Annotated in this window: 18 protein-coding genes and 1 pseudogene; 17 read left to right on the top strand and 2 right to left on the bottom strand. The window is 30.4% G+C overall.

Annotated features, from left to right (window positions below):
* The first annotated feature begins 185 nt into the window (after nt 1-185).
* The 13 genes from I6U51_RS12105 (at nt 186) to I6U51_RS12045 (ending at nt 14,150) form a co-directional block, all read left to right on the top strand.
* Nucleotides 186-605, top strand: a complete 420-nt coding sequence (locus I6U51_RS12105) for an organic hydroperoxide resistance protein (RefSeq protein ID WP_211142864.1) — start codon at nt 186-188, stop codon at nt 603-605.
* A gap of 455 nt (nt 606-1,060) precedes the next feature.
* On the top strand, nt 1,061-1,687 hold the full coding sequence (locus tag I6U51_RS12100; RefSeq protein WP_211142863.1) for a hypothetical protein: 627 nt from the start codon (nt 1,061-1,063) through the stop codon (nt 1,685-1,687).
* A 24-nt stretch (nt 1,688-1,711) separates the two neighbouring features.
* Complete coding sequence (locus I6U51_RS12095) at nt 1,712-2,302, top strand: sigma-70 family RNA polymerase sigma factor (protein ID WP_343069644.1); 591 nt, start codon at nt 1,712-1,714, stop codon at nt 2,300-2,302.
* A complete protein-coding gene (locus I6U51_RS12090) occupies nt 2,289-3,197 on the top strand; it encodes a DnaD domain-containing protein (protein ID WP_211142861.1) in 909 nt (302 codons plus the stop codon). Before I6U51_RS12095 ends, I6U51_RS12090 begins: the two co-directional genes overlap by 14 nt.
* An 11-nt stretch (nt 3,198-3,208) precedes the next feature.
* Entirely contained in the window at nt 3,209-4,513 is a 1,305-nt protein-coding gene (gene dnaB, locus I6U51_RS12085; RefSeq protein WP_211142860.1) for a replicative DNA helicase, read from the top strand.
* A 145-nt stretch (nt 4,514-4,658) separates the two neighbouring features.
* Nucleotides 4,659-4,844 (top strand): hypothetical protein, encoded by a 186-nt coding sequence (locus I6U51_RS12080; RefSeq protein WP_211142859.1) that lies wholly within the window; start codon nt 4,659-4,661, stop codon nt 4,842-4,844.
* A gap of 90 nt (nt 4,845-4,934) precedes the next feature.
* Complete coding sequence (locus I6U51_RS12075; protein ID WP_211142858.1) at nt 4,935-5,438, top strand: SMI1/KNR4 family protein; 504 nt, start codon at nt 4,935-4,937, stop codon at nt 5,436-5,438.
* A gap of 269 nt (nt 5,439-5,707) precedes the next feature.
* Nucleotides 5,708-6,655 (top strand): Cthe_2314 family HEPN domain-containing protein, encoded by a 948-nt coding sequence (locus tag I6U51_RS12070; RefSeq protein ID WP_211142857.1) that lies wholly within the window; start codon nt 5,708-5,710, stop codon nt 6,653-6,655.
* A gap of 103 nt (nt 6,656-6,758) precedes the next feature.
* Nucleotides 6,759-7,472: a hypothetical protein gene (locus I6U51_RS12065; RefSeq protein ID WP_211142856.1), complete on the top strand. Its 714-nt coding sequence runs from the start codon at nt 6,759-6,761 to the stop codon at nt 7,470-7,472.
* A 243-nt stretch (nt 7,473-7,715) separates the two neighbouring features.
* On the top strand, nt 7,716-8,717 hold the full coding sequence (locus tag I6U51_RS12060; RefSeq protein WP_211142855.1) for a PDDEXK family nuclease: 1,002 nt from the start codon (nt 7,716-7,718) through the stop codon (nt 8,715-8,717).
* 225 nt (nt 8,718-8,942) lie between these two features.
* The gene (locus I6U51_RS12055; RefSeq protein WP_211142854.1) at nt 8,943-9,503 is read left to right on the top strand and encodes a restriction endonuclease; all 561 of its coding nucleotides are present in this window, start codon (nt 8,943-8,945) and stop codon (nt 9,501-9,503) included.
* 84 nt (nt 9,504-9,587) lie between these two features.
* Nucleotides 9,588-10,169 (top strand): hypothetical protein, encoded by a 582-nt coding sequence (locus I6U51_RS12050; RefSeq protein ID WP_211142853.1) that lies wholly within the window; start codon nt 9,588-9,590, stop codon nt 10,167-10,169.
* A gap of 282 nt (nt 10,170-10,451) precedes the next feature.
* Nucleotides 10,452-14,150 (top strand): PIN domain-containing protein, encoded by a 3,699-nt coding sequence (locus I6U51_RS12045; RefSeq protein WP_211142852.1) that lies wholly within the window; start codon nt 10,452-10,454, stop codon nt 14,148-14,150.
* 643 nt (nt 14,151-14,793) lie between these two features.
* Here I6U51_RS12045 and I6U51_RS12040 read toward each other — a convergent pair.
* Entirely contained in the window at nt 14,794-15,234 is a 441-nt protein-coding gene (locus I6U51_RS12040; protein ID WP_211142851.1) for a hypothetical protein, read from the bottom strand.
* 2 nt (nt 15,235-15,236) lie between these two features.
* A pseudogene (gene istB, locus I6U51_RS24770) lies at nt 15,237-15,778 on the bottom strand (IS21-like element helper ATPase IstB).
* A 199-nt stretch (nt 15,779-15,977) separates the two neighbouring features.
* On the opposite strand from istB, the gene I6U51_RS12025 reads away from it, so the two are divergent.
* The 4 genes from I6U51_RS12025 to I6U51_RS25105 all read left to right on the top strand — a co-directional run bounded on the left by I6U51_RS12025 (nt 15,978) and on the right by I6U51_RS25105 (nt 18,460).
* A complete protein-coding gene (locus I6U51_RS12025; RefSeq protein WP_211142849.1) occupies nt 15,978-16,271 on the top strand; it encodes a hypothetical protein in 294 nt (97 codons plus the stop codon).
* Nucleotides 16,272-16,354: 83 nt separating this feature from the next.
* A complete protein-coding gene (locus I6U51_RS12020) occupies nt 16,355-16,573 on the top strand; it encodes a hypothetical protein (RefSeq protein ID WP_211142848.1) in 219 nt (72 codons plus the stop codon).
* Between the two features lie 647 nt (nt 16,574-17,220).
* Nucleotides 17,221-17,817, top strand: coding sequence for a reverse transcriptase domain-containing protein (locus tag I6U51_RS24765; protein WP_281395965.1), 597 nt, complete (start codon nt 17,221-17,223; stop codon nt 17,815-17,817).
* 34 nt (nt 17,818-17,851) lie between these two features.
* A complete protein-coding gene (locus I6U51_RS25105) occupies nt 17,852-18,460 on the top strand; it encodes a group II intron maturase-specific domain-containing protein (RefSeq protein ID WP_281395964.1) in 609 nt (202 codons plus the stop codon).
* The last annotated feature ends 186 nt before the right edge of the window (nt 18,461-18,646 follow it).

The raw sequence follows: 18,646 nt of genomic DNA, 5'->3' as shown, positions 1-18,646 counted from the left end.
GAGAGAAAAGCCTACTATGGAATCTTAATATAATTAAATTGGAATAATTTTAAAATAATTAAATCATGTTGATTTAATGGAATAATTATGATATATTAGATGTATAATAAATATTATTAATTAATAAATAATATTGAATGCGAGATTGATTTTATTTAAAAAACTTATAAAAGGGAGGTAAAATTATGAAAACTTTATATGAGGCAACTATGATTAATGTAGGAGCTAGAAAAGGACGAGTTTATTCGCCTGATATGTCTTTTAATTTAGATGTAGCTATGCCAAAAGAACTAGGAGGAGAGGAAACAACATTAACAAATCCTGAGCAACTTTTTGCAGCTACTTATAGTACTTGTTTTAATGGTGCATTGGAAGTTGTTTTGCAAAAATCTAGGGTAGAGTTTGAAAGAACTACTGTTACAGCAAGTGTATCCTTAGTAGAAGATCCAGAGGATAAGGGATTAAAAATAGCTGTAAAACTGCAAGTATCAATTGACGGAGTTGAAAAAGAAAAAGCAATAAAATATGCAAATATAGCTCACAAAAACTGTCCATATTCAAAAGCAATTAGAGGAAATGTAGATGTAGTAATAGAAGTTGTTTAAAAACAAATTATAAGTTAACTTTTCTATAGACTATTTTAGTCTTATAAGGAGAAGTTAACTTTTTATTTTTTTGCTATAAAAAAAGCAGATACAAGAATTAAAAGATTCTTGTATCTGCTTTTTTGTTTAAATTCCCTGCAAAAATCGTATGACAAAAGAGAAATTATACCTGTGAAAAAATTAAAGAAAAAAATAGTTTTAATTGCAATTATAGGCTAATTTGTAGGTTTAAATAAGTGCTTTTTAATGAAATGGTATAAAATTGAAAACTAATATCGCAAAATGTATAATCATAAAAGAATTTGCTTTTCTAAATCGTGTCCGAATTTCATTGAAAAATGCGCTCTGTATAAGTAAAGGGATTTTAAAAAAACAATAGCTATAAAATATTTCCTTCTTAAAAAATATATAAAGAAGGAAACATAGACAAAATTTAAATGCAAAGGAGTAAAAATATGAAGATTAAAGTGTTAACTGAAAAAGAAAAGAATGAAATACTGAATTGTATTAAAAAGAGAAAGTTTTCTAACTTAAATAACTTATGTATAGCTTTTAATGAATTTATAAGAAATCTATACAGAAAATATATAAGGTATAAATATAGGTTATTACTTGATGATTTTAGATCAGAATGTCACTTGATTATTCTAAATTGTGCAAAAAAATTTAAAGGAAGCACCTTTGGGCAGTTGGTTAACTACATAGAAGAAACAGTAAGTAAAAGAGTAATTACAATAAGTAAGAAGCATAAAAAATTTTGCAAAAAAGATATTCTAGGAGATTTTGAGGATAACTCAGCCTATGAAAGGTATCTTTTCCTTATAGATTTTGAAGAGCAGCTATTGAGCACAATGACTCTGGAAAGTAATTATGATAGATATTTATACGGAAAAATATCCGAATATGAACTGGAACTATTGAAAGAATTTATTTGTGGCGGAGATTTAAAAGCTTTTGCTGAGCGTAGAGGAGTTAAATATGAAAGTGTTATTAGAGCTTTAGCAAGAGCTAAGGAAAAGGTTAAGAAGGTAATAGAGTCCTTACATATTAACAGTGCTTATGATGATTATGTTTTACCTTAATTTAATAATGAGGGGGTTTTTAAAATTAATGGTAACAAAATAATTGAGCTCATTCTAAAGGCAAAAGAAGGGGATAAGACTGCTATGGAGGAGATAATAAAAAAGTATACGCCTTTTGTTATTAGAACTGCCAGAAGCATATATGTAAAAGGCCAAGAGACAGAAGATCTCATTCAGATAGGCAAAGCTTCAATAATTAAGGCTGTAAACATGTATGATACTGAAAGAGAAAATGCTTTTACCACCTATGTGTTCAATACAGTAAGAAGAACTTTATATTTACTTATAAGGAGTAGTGTAAAAGATGCAAAATGTTGCAGTTTACAGAGCTTGAACAATGAAGGCTTTGAGCTTATAGAAGCTTTAGCAGGGGAAGAAGATATTGAAGAAGATATGATTAAAAAAGAAGAAAAAGCTATGCTTGCTAACGCTTTAAGGAAACTTAATGAACAGGAAAAAGAGATTATTTACTGGTTTTACTTTGAAAACAGACGTTTAGGGGACTATGCAAATTTAAAGGGGATATGTTATAAGGCAGCTGGAGATAGAAAGAAAAAGGCACTTATGAAGCTTAAAAAATGTTTAGAGGGGATGAATTTTAATGGCAGTATATAGACAGGTTCAAACAAATTTTTGGCAGGACGATTTTATACTGGAGCTTACACCGGAAGAAAGATATTTTTACATATATGTTATGACAAATCCGAGAACTACTCAGTGCGGTATATTTAAAATAGTAAAAAAGCTTATTGAGGTAGAACTTGGTTTTGATAGAAAAACAGTAGACAAGCTTCTAAAGAGATTTATGGATTACGGCAAAATTTCTTACTGTGAAAGAACTAATGAGATTATGATAATAAATTGGGTTAAATACAATTTTATAGACAGCAAGAACACAAAGTTATGTATAAACAAAGAACTTAAAGAGGTTAAAAATAAAGAATTTATAAGAACCATATACAAAATATGTTTAGAAAGAAAATATGATATAGAATTTATTTTTAAAGATATTGATTTAGATCCTATAAATAATGAAGGGGAAGCAAAGGTTATTCCTCTAAAAACTGATAGTGAAGATATAAAAAGTAGAAGTGCTTCTAGCAGATTGGAAAATAGCACAAAAGAAGATAACAAGGGACTTTTAGACTCCTTTGAAGCCCCTTATAAGCCCCTAGGGGAAGAAGAAATATATATAAATAAATCTTATAATAAACAAAAAGTAATGAATAAAAGTATAAGTAGAGTTCTATTAGAGTTTAGTAAAAATATTAAGAAAGCCTCTAAAGCTGAAATAGAAAAATTTATTCAATGGAGAAAGGATTTTGAAGAAGAGGTTATAATAAAAGCTATTGAACAAGCGGTTAAGTATAAAGCAAAGCATATTGGATACATTGAAAGCATTATTAAAAGTTGGGCAGCAGAGGGCATTACCACGATGAAAGAGCTGATGAAAAAATTTGATAGAACTAAGCCTAGGGTTAACTTTGATGCCTATAGGTACGTGGATTAGGAGGTGGCATTTTGAATATAGAAAAAATGTACAACCTTGACGCGGAGAAAAATGTGCTGTCCTCTATATTTATGAATAATGACAGCATATGTGAAGTGATAGACCTGATAAAAGCAGAGGATTTTTATAGCTCAAACAATAAAATAATATATAAAAATTTAGTGGAAATGCAGGACAAAAGGATACCTATTGATATCGTGACTTTTTGTGATAGGATGGGGGAAACTCTAAAGGAAATAGGTGGAGTAAGCTACATAACTGAGATTATAAATAGCAGTATTACAGCCACAAATATAAAGAGATACGGACAGATCGTAAAGGAAAAATCAAACTACAGAGAGCTTATGAAAATTTTTGAAAACTCTATGGAAAAGCTTAAAAAAGCTGAAGATTCAACGGATGAGGTAATAGATTACGCTCAAAATTCCCTTATGAAACTAGACTCTTCGGAAGTAAAGGATACTGGAGAAATGCTGCCTATTATGGATAAGTATATGGACACCTTGCAGGCTAGATATGAAAAGGGTGAAGCTGTTCAGGGAGTAAAAACAGGATATAAATCTCTAGATAAAACGCTTGGAGGACTGCAAAAAGAAGACTTAGTAATACTAGCAGCTAGACCTTCTATGGGAAAGACTTCTACGGCACTTAATATAATTTTAAATTCTGTTTTTAAAGAAAAAGCAAAAGTAGCATTCTTTAATTTAGAGATGGGTCCAATACAAATCATAGATAGAGTGCTGTCAATACATACGGCAATTCCTATGGATAAAATAAAAAAGGCAGATTTAACGGATAAGCAGTGGTGTGCAGTAACCAAGTCTGCAGCAATTTTTGCGGGCTCTAATATGAAAATCTATAATAGGATTTATAAGATAAACCTTATAAAAAGTGAGTGCAGAAAGCTTAAGATAAAAGAAGGACTGGATATAGTTGTGATAGACCATCTCCAGCTTATTGAAGGTGTAAAAGGTGCGGAAAATAGAAATGTTGAGGTTTCCAAGATCACAAGAGAACTGAAGCTTATGGCAAAGGAACTTGATGTAACTGTGCTTTTGCTTTCACAGCTTTCCAGAGCACCAGAGGCTAGGAGTGAGGACCACAGGCCTAGGCTTTCTGATTTAAGAGAGTCGGGGAGTATAGAGCAGGACGCGGACGTAGTTATGCTTTTATATAGGGATGATTATTATGACAAGGATTGTGAGGAGAAGGGGATTATTGAATGTATTGTGGCGAAGAACAGGAATGGAGAATTAGGAACGGTGAGGTTTAGGTGGTTACCGGAGATACAGAGGATTTGGGCATTGAACACTTAATGAAGATGAGCGACAGAGAAGCCTGAACTTAGTGTGAAAGCCCGCATTACGGAGTGTAGCGGAGTAATGTGTTCCTTAATTTTAAGTAAACATTGGAATTTTATCATTTTAGGTACTTATATGGATTAAAATGTAATATTATGTTATGATTAGATATGGAAAAGTAAGGTTTTTCATATTAATAAGTTTACTGATTAAGCTGGATAACGTCTATAATAGAAAACTCAGAACTGAAGGAAAGAAACTTTTGATAGACTATTCGGGTATATTTCAAATTGCTATAAATTTAGATATTACCGAAATAACCTTTGAAAACAACTGTGAAATGTAATAAAAAACGAAATTTGGGAATTGAATGTTATCGACAATTAGTTTTATTTGGTGTGTAAGTATTATTTATAAATACTTGATAGGAGGAAACATGAATAAAGAAGTATTAGAACAAGCTCAAAATCTTATAATGAGAGTAAGTATGTTAGATACAAAAAATATAGGGAGAGTTGCTACACTAGATGAAATAAAAAGCTTGCAGAAAGATTTAGATAATCGGGTTCCAGCTTGGTATATTGAGCTAATTTCTACTATTCCATTAATTAATTTAGAATTTGGATTTCAGGAATTTGAGCCAGAGGAAGGGTTTGATGGAATATCTTATCTAACATGGGCAGAACCAGATACTATAAAAGAAGAATGCATTGATGCAGTCCCAGGATGTGCAGTATTTGATAAGGGATATATTTGTATTGCAAGTTGTTCACATAGCTCTGGAGATCCATTTTTTATTTCAATTGATGAAGGGTACAACCCTCCGGTTTATAGAATGGATCATAATTATGGAGAGGATACTGAAGATATTCTTATGATGGGAAAGTACAAGATAGCAGAGAGTCTCTCAAACTTATTTAAAAATGCATTTATAGAATAGAAGAATTTTGTAAATGAAGTAACAAAATTATAATTTGTAGATAACAAAAGCTTTCCGGTTATGATATTGATTCACTCAAATTAGTCACTTAACTTATGCAGAGGCTTGGAAAGCAGAACAGTTATATAAATTTTATTTTAATTCAAATTATTTATTATATATGCTAATTGTGTCTATAATGGGAAGTTGAAAATTGAATATTTTTTTAAATTTGTAAGTCAATATAATATGTGATCAGCAATTTTTATAAATAGGTAGGAGGATATAATTTGGATAGATTTGAATTTGATACACAAATTATTAATTATATTAAGAATGAAACAAGGAATATAGGTTATTTTCCTGAAAACAGGCTCTACAGGGAAGAACAAATTCAGCTTTCTGAAAATGTATTTAAAATCAGGAATTCAGTGGAGTGGATAATAAGAATAAATAAGATACTGAAATACATAAATTATAGTATTTTGAAGAGTCTAAAGTTTGCCATTGAACTAGAAAGCCCAATGGATGAGAATGAAATAAAAGATATGTATACTTATTATCTTGAAGATTCAGTTTATAGATTGATGGTACTTTGGGATATGTACAAACAACTTGTTAATGAATTTTATGATGTAAGATTTAGCAGAGATGAAAACTACAGTATCTTTAAATTGAAGAATGAACTTAAAAATAAACATATTTGGGAAGAAGATAAGATTAATGAACTGGGAGATTATTTAAACTCTGATAAACATCAGTTTGTTAGAAACTATTTAAGAAACACGTTTACCCATAGTGTAGATCCAACATCTATGAATATATTCCATGATTTTAGTGAGGATGGATTGCCTTTTCCTAATATAGAAAATATCATTCCAAGACATCCGTATGAAAATCTTGTAAGAGTAGTTGATGATCTAAAAGAACTTGTTAAGAAAATAGGGGTTGAAAATAAGCATATAGAGAAATTACTAGTAGATAAAATTATGATAGTTAAAGCTATCGCAATTTTAAATTGTAGTGAAGAACAAGAGCTTGAGATAATAAATGTTGAAGACCTTGTATTGAATAAAGACCATATTGGTATATTTGTTCAGAAGAAAAAATGTACTGAGTGTGAATATGCGATTGATTATGAAGGTAAAAAAGCATGCAAACCTATAATGATAAAATACTCTAGAATCTACGAAGATGAGGTGTTTACATTAGATATAAATAGGACAATAAGCAAATGATAGGGATCAGTTAAATATAAATTTCCACTTAGGAATAAATTGAGTAAAGATTTGAAGATTTAGTAGTTATATAAAATACTAGTATTTTGTATGGGGGAGAATTATGAAGAGTCAGTTGTATTTATGGGATAAATTAAGGCAATTAAAAAAAGAAGAGATTCTACTATTTAAAAATACATTTAAGGAAAGGGTTTTTCCAGTTTTTAAGAATGTTGAGCAAGAAGCAGAAAAGCTTAGTAATGATATATATAATGATTTCATGAATAGAACTTGTAGTGAATATGATATCATTGATCCTTATGATATTGCAGAGCATGCTACCGAAATAGGTATTGATTATTACGAAAAATATTCATTAATGAGATATAACACATTAGCAATGTGGATTTCGATGTTATATCAATTTTGGGAACAGCAGGTAAGGAAATTTTTGTATGATGAGGAACGTAACTATTTTAGTATTGATTTTAAAAGATTTTGTTCTTCTGGAATAAATGATATTAAAGAGGAGTTTAATTATCATAATACTAACATTGAAAAACTTCAGTGCTGGCATAGTATTAAGGAATTAAGACTAATTTGTAATACTTTAAAACATGGAGATGGAGGTTCGGCACAAGAATTGAAAAAAATAAGACCTGACTTTTTTACTAGAGAAGGGCTTGAAGAATACGATTTGTTATCCATGTACAATACTACACTTTTAGAAGAAGTCTTAAATATAAAGGAAGAAGATTTTTATAATTTCTGTGATATTTTAACCAGCTTTTGGGATGAATTGCCTGAATGCATGTATAGCAATGAGATAAAGGATTAGTGATATATTTTAGAATATATATATGTTACATAAAAAGATACTTGTTAGACTAATAATTGTCAGTAGATTGATAACATAGTGAACTGTGTCTAATCTATTGAAAGTTTAGCGTTTATAAGAAAAAGATGTATTGCCATATACAGAAAGAAATATAGATATAACTGCAATATATAGTTTATGCAAAAAAATTGTAGGCTAAAATCAAATGTATAAATTAGTATTGAGTTATGATAAGGGGGATTTATGGTTACAAGAACTATTAATCAACTACATTTTGAAGATTTAGATCCTATTCGATTTGAAGAGTTGATATTATCAATGGTTTATCGTATGAGGAGATGGTTGCAATTAGATCATCTTGGTAAAAAGGGTTCTGATGATGGGATTGATATACGAGCTGTGGAAGAGCTAGAAAATGGTAAAAATAAAACCTACTATTTCCAGTGCAAAAGGTATTGTAAAATCACTAAAGCACAATTACATAAAATTGTGGATGATTTTTTAGACAAAAATACAGAGATACCAGATGTGTATACTCTGGTTATATCATGCCCTTTGTCTAAAAAGCAAATTGATGACTTTGAAAACTATGCAAAAAATAATGGATTTACAACTATTAGTATATGGACAAATTCTATAATTGAATGTAAGTTGTATGCAGAATATCAAGATTTACTTTTTGCATATTTTGGAGTTAATTTAACAGAGAAGAGAAATAGAAAAATTAACAGTATGAGGAGAAATATAGTTTTTAAAAAGAGAATGCACAATGACTTTCTAAAATCAGCTGGATGTAAAGATAGAATTGAATTAGATGAAAGATTGCATAGTCCAATGAAAAAATTTAATAAATCGGAAGTATTAATTCGGTCTATTGATGATTCTGATTATCCAGATAATACTTTACTTGAAAAAGATTTTACTGGGTATTTTAAAGCGGAAGTTTATAATTTTTATCATAATGGACTACAGGTAATTATCGGAGTTAAAGATATAAAAGTAAGGCAATATGATGAAGTAGATAATGATAAATTTGAAGTTGGAATAATTAGGGTATTAGAAATAGGCTATTTACCATTTGATAACATTATTGATTATGATTATGATGGTGATGAGTATTATATGTATCCACATTTATATTGTGACTTTATAAACCGAAATGATCCATTTGAAAAAATAGGATATGCTTATGAGCACTCATATGGATGGATGATTGTTGATGACGACTTAGTTATAAGAGAATGATAACTTATTGGGAAGTATATGATGGCAAATAATAAACAGCAACTAATGGACAAGTTTTATTTGGTTGCATAATTAATACCTCACTAAAAATTATTGAAAAAATTGCAATGGCATAAACATGTTTTGTATTAAAAAGTTATCCATTAGGCTAATAATCAGCAGTGACTATAATTGTAAAAAGATAATATAAAATTTATTATTTTGTTTATGGGGAGGGGGGAAATTATGTTTATACCAACACATGAATCTGTACTTGATATGAGTCCTACAGACTTTGAAAAGTATTCTTTGCAAATATTATTACAGCAAGTAAAACATTTGAGTGACTGCAAAGTTCAACATAATAAAATAATAGAAGTTGATGACGGCAATTACCAAATTGATGGATATATTGAGTTTAAACTTATGGGTGTAACATACAAAACCATTGTAGAATGCAAACACTATAAGTCAAGTATTCCAAGAGAGAAAGTTCAGATCCTTTATGATAAAATTCGTGCTTGTGGTACAAATAAAGGTATATTGATTTCATCTTCAAATTTTCAATCTGGTGCAATCGAATACGCTTCAAAACATGGTATTGCCTTAATTCAACTTACTGATGCAGGTGAACAATATGTAAAGCGTTCTCAATTCAATGTAATAACGAATTCTCACCAAATACCATACAATAATGGTTGTCCATATATTGGTGTTATGCAATCTAGCACAGGCATTGGAATAAATTGTTCTTATTTATCTAGAACCAACTTATCTTTAAAAGCGTATTTAGAAAACATTAAATAGCAATCTTTAATTAACGTTTCATTAGCCACATACTTATGGGGCTAATAATGCATAGTTTAAAATTATATACAGGAGATGAAAATATTGCGAGAATTTTTAAAAATTATTAAACCAGAATACATTATTTCAATAATGACATTGTTGTTAGGCATTATTACTGTTTATTATTCTAATAAAAATACAAGCAATAACCGTGTTGGTGAATTTATATCAAAAAATCGAATAGAATGGATGCAGAGTTTAAAGGCTTATATTTCCGAATATGTATCCTTAGTGCGATATTTAATTGATGAATGCCCTCCTAATGTTGAGGGGGACTATATTAATAAATTAACTACATTATCTTGCCGAATAGAGTTACATCTGAATTTCAAGGGAAAGGCTGATAATGAATTAATTGCTGCAATTAAAAATGTGGAACAATGTTGGATCGGAAAATTGTCAGGAGATGACAATGATGATATTAGGGAAGCTACTATTGGTACATTAATTTTATTGACCCAAATATATCTTAAAACAGAGTGGGAAAGAGTAAAAGTAGAAATAGAGTTTGGTCCTAAACATAAATTTGATTTTGATAGGGAATATGAAAAACTAAAAAATACAGTAAATAGTAAAATTGAATCTTATAAAATAGAAATGTCTAAATACATAAAACCAGATTAATTTCATCGTTATTTAGTATAAGTGTATGAAATTCTTTGAAAATATCTTAGAATGATATAATTTATTATTGAATCCAAAGTTGATTTGCATGAATTTTTTAATGCATAAACTCTTTTAGAAAATTTTAAAGTGTAGGTTGAACTTATGAAAATAGTATTATTGAATTCATATGGCATCCATGATGCTATTAAGATTTTTAAATTTCAATTGCTTAACTTCCTATTATTCATATAATGGGAAGTGTGCGGTATATCTTTAGGTATAAGGGGAAAGGGTGATTTTTTGTCAGCAATTCTTGGAGAAATAGTATCAGGTTTAAGCATTAATTTAGCATCAAGCTTAGCATGGGATAAAATAATCCAGCGTGATAATAAGAAGGCTATTGAGCAAATACGATTACATATTGGCGAATTCAACAGAAAATACGATAATACCGAGGTGGATACAAATGCTTTCGAAAAATTTCTAAGATCCTCTGATATTGTAGATGAAATTTATACTAGAATCTTTAAATCTTATAAAGTTGACATAGAGCCAATAATTGATTTTAAGATACACATGGGAAAATATGCAGTTGATGAAGTAAATAAATATTATGAGCAATATTCGAGACATATAAAGAATGAAGATGTTTTTTATGAATATTTTTTTGATTTAATTGATTCTTTGATTAATATTAGGAACGATCTGTTAGCATTTGGATCTTCAGTTCAGACATCGATTTTAGCAGAACAAATAGATATGGCCAAGCAAGATATTAAATCAGAAATAAAGACTCAGTTTGCTCAGATGAAAGAGGATAATATATTTGCTGAAGATAAAATTAACAAGATTAAAGAATTGGTCAATCTTTATAGATTTTCTGAGGCTATAAAACAAATCTCTGAGGTACTTGAATCACAGCAATTATTAAGTAATTCTCAAAGGGAGCTAGTTTACTACCAAAGAGCAAGGATACTTATAAATACTAGATTATATAGTGAACTCGATAATATTTTAGAGAAAATAAGAAGGATTAATCCAGATTCTAAATATATTACTGAAATTAATTATTATATCGCTTGTCATAAACAAGATAGAAAACTGTTTGGAGAGACTATTAAAAAATTTGAAAACCACAAATACTCTCTAGAGCAGATCGTATTAAAAAGAGCTAATTTCGAATTATCGTTAGATAATATAGATAAGGTGTTAGAATTAATTGCATCAAAATCTAAGATAAATGAGGAACTACAAGAACATGCAGAAGTACACTTCTATTATGGCATTTCCTTAATAAGATCAAGTGACTTCAAGCAGGCATATATTGAATTCAATAAGGCTTTTCAACTTGGCAATAATATTATTTATAAATATAACTCATTAATTTCAAGGTTTTTCATTTTATATAACGATATTGAAAGAAGAAGTGCTAGTTCAAAAGAATATTTAGATGAGGTAAGAAATATAATAATTGAATTCAGGGAGATTAAATATATAGTAGAGTGTTTGTCAGATGAAGAAGTTTCTTATTACTGGAGGTACTTAATAGGACTTGAATTAATAGTTGATCCTAAAAGAGCTTTAGATGAAATTGATGAGATTGATAAAAGCTTAGAGGGATGTAAGTTAATAAAAGGTATTAAAGCAGAAGTCTACTTTATGAATTCTATGGACAATGAAGCGAAAAGACTTTTCGAAGATATTTGGAAATATGATCCTTTATATACTAATAATCTTTTTTTTATTTATGCCAAAGAAGGCAATTGGAACGCAATATTATCTAAATATCAACAACTATTAGAAACTGTATTTACGGAAAATCCTATAATCTTGACAATATATAATAAAGCAAGGTGTGAAATTGAAGGTTATGAAAGTATTCGTAATGATATTAGAAGATTATTAGAAATACATTCTTCTGAGATAATGTTTATTAATGGTGTAATTAATATTGTGTTAGAGAATAAAGATGAAGAGACTTTTACATTAATACTAGCTATCTTGAATTCGAAAAAAGATACAATGAATGATGCTGAATTAAATCTTATAGGGCGTACTTTAAATGAATTTTCTAAATTCGAAGATTCTAGAAATTTAGTAGAATCAAGGATTGAAAATAGCGAGGTGTTACTAAATGTTTATATTAAGACATTTGGTAGACTTGATGAGGCATCTGACACTTTGAAAATTGCGTACGAAAAAGTTAAGATCCTCTATAATAACGGTTGTAGGTATAAATCGTTATTAAGATTTAAAGCTAATGTTGAGTTGATTTTAGAAATACCACGAAAATCTATACAAACGCTTGAGGAATATAGAGATATCTATGGAATTGATGATTATTATGCATATTATTATATAGCCTCTAAAATGAATAAAAATGAGTATGACGGACTTGATAAAGAAGTTGAGTTCTTGTTAAGCACAAATAATGCATCTTTTCATCAAATTGTAGCAGTATTAAAAGCCAAGCAAGGAGCTTGGGATGAAGCCCAAAGAATCGCATTAAGTGCTCTATATTATTCGTATGATAATTTAGGAAAAGAAATTTTGTTTAATTATATCTCAATGTGCTTCTCAAATATTGATAAAGAGCAAAATAAAAAAGAATTAGAAGAAGTAGTTAATAACTCTGTTGTCACAATAAAGTCGAAAGATAAATTAAGAAATATTGCTATTCATAGTGAAAAAAACATTATTACTGAGCCTGGTGAGGTGAAATTTGGCTGTGAGAATTATCATTCTGATGACCGTACGAGCCTGATATTAACAACATTAGGTAGAAAGGGCGAAATTGTAGTACTTGACAATGAAGAATATGAAATATTAGATATTGTTGATTTATTTACATACTATAACAGATACTGTTTATCTAAATTAGAAACAGATTATCCTAAACATAATTTTTTTATTACATATTCATCTCCATCTTCAGAAGGAGTTATTGAAGAAATGAAGAAAACAATGGAGTCGACTAACGAAGATAAACATATACAACTTGACATGTATAATTTTGGAGTAGAATATGGTTTGCCAATCTCATATTTATCAGGAAAAAATACTAACAATTATTCAGAAATGATTATCTCGCTTCTCAATCATAAGAACCAACATTTATATGTTGGAGAGGTTTCAGTTTATGAGGGCGCAGAATATGTTATTTCCCTGAGCTCAATTATTATTTTAGCTACATTTAATATGTTAGATAAATTAGAACATATTTCAGATAAGTGTGTGATAACTAAAGAAGTTGAAAATAGCATTATAGAAGGAATAAAGGAATCACAGAAACATGCTAAAATATCTTCAGGCGTTGCAATGGTCAATGAAGATGGACAGTTGAGCTATTACTCTTACACTGAAGATGACAAGAAGAAAAGAAAGATATATTGGACTAAAATATTACAAACTATTTCTAAAATAAAGTGCATTAAAGTTGATATTGATGAAAATGATATCTACGACAAACTAGCTAAAATTCTTCTAGATGAGGATATTTCATCTATTGAAGTTAGTAAGAAATCTAATAGAGTTCTGGTATGTGACGATTTATTTATTAGAAGGCTACATCATGGAGTTACTGGAATAGAAGGTACAACAAATATAATCGGAGTGTTAATTTCAGAAGGATTACTAACTTTTGAAGAATTAATTGACCTGACATTAAATCTTGTAAAATGCAAATATTTATACCCTATAAATGCATCATTAATATATGAATGCTTTGTATGGATACTATCAATTCAAGATGAAGAAATAAGAAATTTATATTTTGATAAATTGAAGAGTATATATAAGAATCTATTAGATGATGTTTCTACTCCATATTATCGAGAAATCCATGAGGAATTTGTTAGGATAGTTCAAAAATCCGAAATTCCTATAGCATTTGTTTATGAGCTAGTTAGAGAACCATTTAAATTAAAGCCTTTAAATGAATTCTTGAGAGAAAAAAGCCAGGAGATTGTTAGGAGGATGTTTTCAAATGAGGGAACTTAATAAAACATTTCATGGAAATACAATAAAGATTTTAATAGAGAATTTATGAGGCCTGTAAATGTACATCTGATAATATTAGCTGAAAAATACTAATGATCGAATGGGTTATAAAACTAATGGTTTTACAGACTCTTACTAATGTGACAAGCTAATATTAGATATACATAGCAAACATGATGTTTTACTCGAACCATTAGGCTAATAATCGGCAGTTGAGATGAAGAAAACAAAAGTATTAAAGATACTAAAACATAATGGGTAGTAGAAATATTTGTGTATTGTTAATAATTTAGTAGAGTTAAAGTTTAATTAGGTTATTACAAGTATCTCTTACTAAAGAACAGAGGAAGTAACTCCTACACCTGTTAAGTAAGTGATATAAGATCAGGGGAGATTAGAAAGATAGATATAATAAAGAGACAGGTGAATAAAGATATAATATATACATGGAGAAAGGAGGATTGCCTATTGGTGATAATCTTCCTTCTTTTTTCCTACTATTTTTATAGATATATAAAGAAAAGAGGGGTAAAATATAGTATAAATTGATTCGTTTAGTATGAAAACAAGATTTTTCGTATTAGGTGTAGATTGTCAACTACTTTTGACTCACATTAACGAGCAAAACTGATCCATCAAATGATTAATTTATGACGTCAACATTATAATCATTTTCGCGTAAGCGAGCTAAATTAATTTCAATATTTTTAGTACTTTGACTTATTTTAATATATTTTGATAACTCTATAAGCCTATCCTGAAGAATATCTATATTTAGTGTATCAACAGGATCTTTATAGTAGATTTTTTCAGGGATAGATGCTACAACTTTTGTAGCATCGCCCTTATCTTTATTCAATAAATCATTCATACTAATAAATGTATGCTCATCATTAGAGGGAATCTCATATCTTTTAAAACTTCTATTGTATACATACCCTGTATATTTCTTTAATAGCCTACCAAAATAGTCATAATTGATATCTGCAATAGTAGATACAAATTCCTTTGCTGCTTTTTTACCCTCAGTATTAAAAATACGTATAAATTTATTAAAGTCCAAATCTTTATGTTCAGAGTTCATTGTTAAGATTTCCCCTTATTTTTTCCCTTTACTCTATAGCTATAGCCTGTTATACTAATTAAGCGACAGTGATGCATTAGTCTATCAAGTATGGCTGTTGCAGCTAATTTACTTGTAAATACCTTATCCCAATTACCTAACTGTATATTAGTAGTTATTATTAGAGAGTGCTTTTCATATCGTTGGCGTATGATTTGAAAGAAGATACTCTCTTTTTCTTTATCCATTTGAAAATGCCAAGTTCATCAATGATCAATAAGTTAATTTTATTAAAAGCTTTAAATTTGCTTTCCAGAGTTCCTTGTAGATAACTATTATATAGTGTGTCCATAAGTTCTTGAGTTGTGGTAAATAAAACTTTAAAACCACTTTGGCATGCCAATACACCTAATGTGATAGCTATATGGCTTTTTCCAACCCCTGCCTGGCCTAGAAGAATTACATTTTCCTTATTATTTATAGAAGAGAGTGTTTCTAAATCTCGTATTTTATCCTTATTAATTTTATCTGGAAAAGTAAAGTCAAATCCATCTAAAGTCTTTATCCCTTCAAACCTTGTAGCTTTAATGTTGCGTTCAGTATTTCTTTCTTTTTTACCCTTAGCTTCTATTTAACATAACAATGTGTTAGTAATTTTAGAACTATTGAAGCTATTTTTATTAAAGAAATAAGTATTGAATTAATATTCCACGAGATTTTCATGTTAAAATAAAAAGTATAATGAACTAAGTGGGGTGGAGAATGTGGATATAGATAGATTAATAAAAATAGTAGGTAATATTGGTGGTTTATTTTGTGAGAACGAACTAGCATATCTTTCATTAACAAGTAAAAATGAATCAATAATAAGAGACAAAATAGCGTATAGGTTAAATTTAGAATTAGATAAATCCAAATATATAATTGCTAGAGAGTATAAGCGGATAGATATAGTTATATTAGAAAATAATTCAATAAAAGATATAATTGAGCTAAAATCAATATATACATATGATGTTGAAACCAAAAAAGGATTAGATGGATATATTAACTCGTAAATAATGACTTTAAAAAGAATGATAAGCTGACAGGAGAAAGTATAAATCAATATGCCATAATAATAGCAACTCATCCCCAAAAGTTGCCAGAAGAGAAATATAAAGAAGCTGTAAAGTATTATAGAGGTATAAAAAAATATGGAGATGCACAAAAACTGTTAAAAGATAAAATAGATGAAGAAATAAAAAGTAAATTTAAAATGGAAGAAGGTTATGATATAAGGGGTTGTGTAATAAATGCAGGTAAAGCATTTGAAGTAGAAGTTGATATATATATTTGGATAATACAAAGAATTAAGTGAAATTATTCATGCTTGCCGTTATAAATCGTATCATAGATAATGGAGGATTTTAAATAGAATTGAGCTTCTTATTAATTAATATACCTATTAGGCTAAGTGTGTCCTGAAAGAATGACTGTGCAAAGGAAAGAATAGCGTCACAGTCGGATGTGCTTTATAAGAGATGGAGGTGGGCCCTCCAGAGCCGGCATGCAGGTGCAGGTTTCAAACCGCCATTAGGTGATGCAACCAAAAGTTGTGGTGCTGAGCGCGTATGGAAAAGGCTGCAGTAGCAGTCAGGTGTGCATCGTGAAGCTGAACGAAAGTGAATAGCCTATGAAGCGTCGTTAATGGGTTTATTGCAGTCGAAACCAGATGATTTAGCCACAACTGGGACAGATCCGGTGGGTGCCTGTTTATTGACCGGATGGCTGTCGGCGTAAAGGCTGCAGGAGCACGATATAGGCTCTTATGAGGAACAGGAGAAAGCTAAACCTTGATGACAAGCGAAAAATCCAAGCGCTGACACGACAAGGATGAAAGTAGCGATGCAAGGTTTAGTTGCGGAAGAATTTGTAGTAGTAATGAAACTGCTGTAATGGCAGTGGAGCGAAGGGATTCTGTTATCTATACTTCGGAAAATAAACAACCAGAAATGGGAGGATTTGATGAAAGAAGGAAAGCCGTTTGAGATTTCAAAATATCAAGTAATGGAAGCGTATAAATGCGTAAAAGCGAATCATGGCGCAGCCGGCACTGATGAAGTAAACTTTACTAAGTTTGAAAAAGATTTGAAAAACAACCTATACAAAATTTTGAAGAGAATGTCATCAGGATACTATTTTCCAGCAGCAGTCAGAGGAGTGGAGATCCCGAAAAAGGATGGCAAGAAAAGATTACTCGGAATTCCAACCATTAGCGACAGAGTTGCTCAGATGGTGGTGAGAATGAACTTTGAACCACAAGTGGAGCCAATATTCTGCGATGATTCGTATGGATACAGGCCGAATCGCTCTGCATTGGATGCAGTGGGTGCAGCTCGTGAGCGGTGCTGGAAAATGCCGTGGGTCATTGATTTTGACATCAAAGGACTATTTGACAACATCGATCATGAACTGATGATGAAAGCAGTACGCAAACATACTGACATCAGATGGGTAATTCTGTATATTGAAAGGTTTCTGAAAGCGCCAATTATTATGCCAGTCGGAACCATTCAAGAGCGGAATGCCGGTACGCCACAAGGAGGGGTAATATCAGTCTAGTACTAGCAAATCTGTTTATGCATTCGATTGGTGGATGAAACGAAAGCATCCTCAGAATCCTTGGGAAAGATATGCAGATGATGCTGTAATTCATTGCCGGACTGAGGAAGAAGCAAAAGCTTTGTTGGTTAAGCTTAATGAACGTATGACAGAATGTAAATTGGAAGTACATCCAGGTAAAACGAAAATTGTATATTGTAAAAGTGATGTATATCCAGAGCACCATGAACACGAATCCTTTGATTTTCTTGGATACACTTTTCGTAGGCGCATTGTGAAGCGCAGAGATGGAAACCTTTTCAATGGCTTTACACCGGCGGTCAGCAAAGGCGCAAGCCAGCATCTGAGAGACAGTATCAGAGAGATACGAAGAAAGCACAAAATTGCTTCACTCGAGGAGTTGGCTGAGCGGATGAATCCTGTTCTTAGAGGTTGGATGAATTACTTTTGCAAGTACAGTGCAGGTGAGGCAAGAAATGTTCTCAACTATGTAAATCTCACGCTAATCCAGTGTATCAGGCACAAATACAAATCGATAGGAAGAAAGCATTTGAAGTCTCATAAATTGCTTGGTCGCATTTGTAAGGAGCAACCAAATTTATTTTATCACTGGCAGATGGGGCTACGCCCGTCGGTTGGATAACAAGAGTCGAATGAAAGGAGACTTTCACGTTCGGTTCTGTGAGAAGCTCAGGGTGAAATTCCCTGGGTTTACTCGACTAATGAGTAGTTGATTAATGGGCATCATTTAGAAAGTGTCGTAAGTGTAGATAACTGTAACACCATATTATATTCTAATTTTATACAGGATTAACTACAGTGAGCTGTA

Source organism: Clostridium aciditolerans (genome assembly GCF_016316925.1).
Lineage (GTDB): Bacteria > Bacillota > Clostridia > Clostridiales > Clostridiaceae > Clostridium_AM > Clostridium_AM aciditolerans.
Note: the sequence above shows the minus strand (reverse complement) of the source record. Positions and strands in the feature narration are given on the sequence as shown.

Coding starts and splice junctions, on each gene's coding strand:
- I6U51_RS12105 (WP_211142864.1), top strand. CDS start 186: ATGAAAACTTTATATGAGGCAACTATGATTAATGTAGGAGCTAGAAAA.
- I6U51_RS12100 (WP_211142863.1), top strand. CDS start 1,061: ATGAAGATTAAAGTGTTAACTGAAAAAGAAAAGAATGAAATACTGAAT.
- I6U51_RS12090 (WP_211142861.1), top strand. CDS start 2,289: ATGGCAGTATATAGACAGGTTCAAACAAATTTTTGGCAGGACGATTTT.
- I6U51_RS12080 (WP_211142859.1), top strand. CDS start 4,659: ATGATTAGATATGGAAAAGTAAGGTTTTTCATATTAATAAGTTTACTG.
- I6U51_RS12075 (WP_211142858.1), top strand. CDS start 4,935: ATGAATAAAGAAGTATTAGAACAAGCTCAAAATCTTATAATGAGAGTA.
- I6U51_RS12065 (WP_211142856.1), top strand. CDS start 6,759: ATGAAGAGTCAGTTGTATTTATGGGATAAATTAAGGCAATTAAAAAAA.
- I6U51_RS12060 (WP_211142855.1), top strand. CDS start 7,716: ATGGTTACAAGAACTATTAATCAACTACATTTTGAAGATTTAGATCCT.
- I6U51_RS12055 (WP_211142854.1), top strand. CDS start 8,943: ATGTTTATACCAACACATGAATCTGTACTTGATATGAGTCCTACAGAC.
- I6U51_RS12040 (WP_211142851.1), bottom strand. CDS start 15,234: ATGAACTCTGAACATAAAGATTTGGACTTTAATAAATTTATACGTATT.
- I6U51_RS24765 (WP_281395965.1), top strand. CDS start 17,221: ATGAAAGAAGGAAAGCCGTTTGAGATTTCAAAATATCAAGTAATGGAA.
- I6U51_RS25105 (WP_281395964.1), top strand. CDS start 17,852: ATGAAACGAAAGCATCCTCAGAATCCTTGGGAAAGATATGCAGATGAT.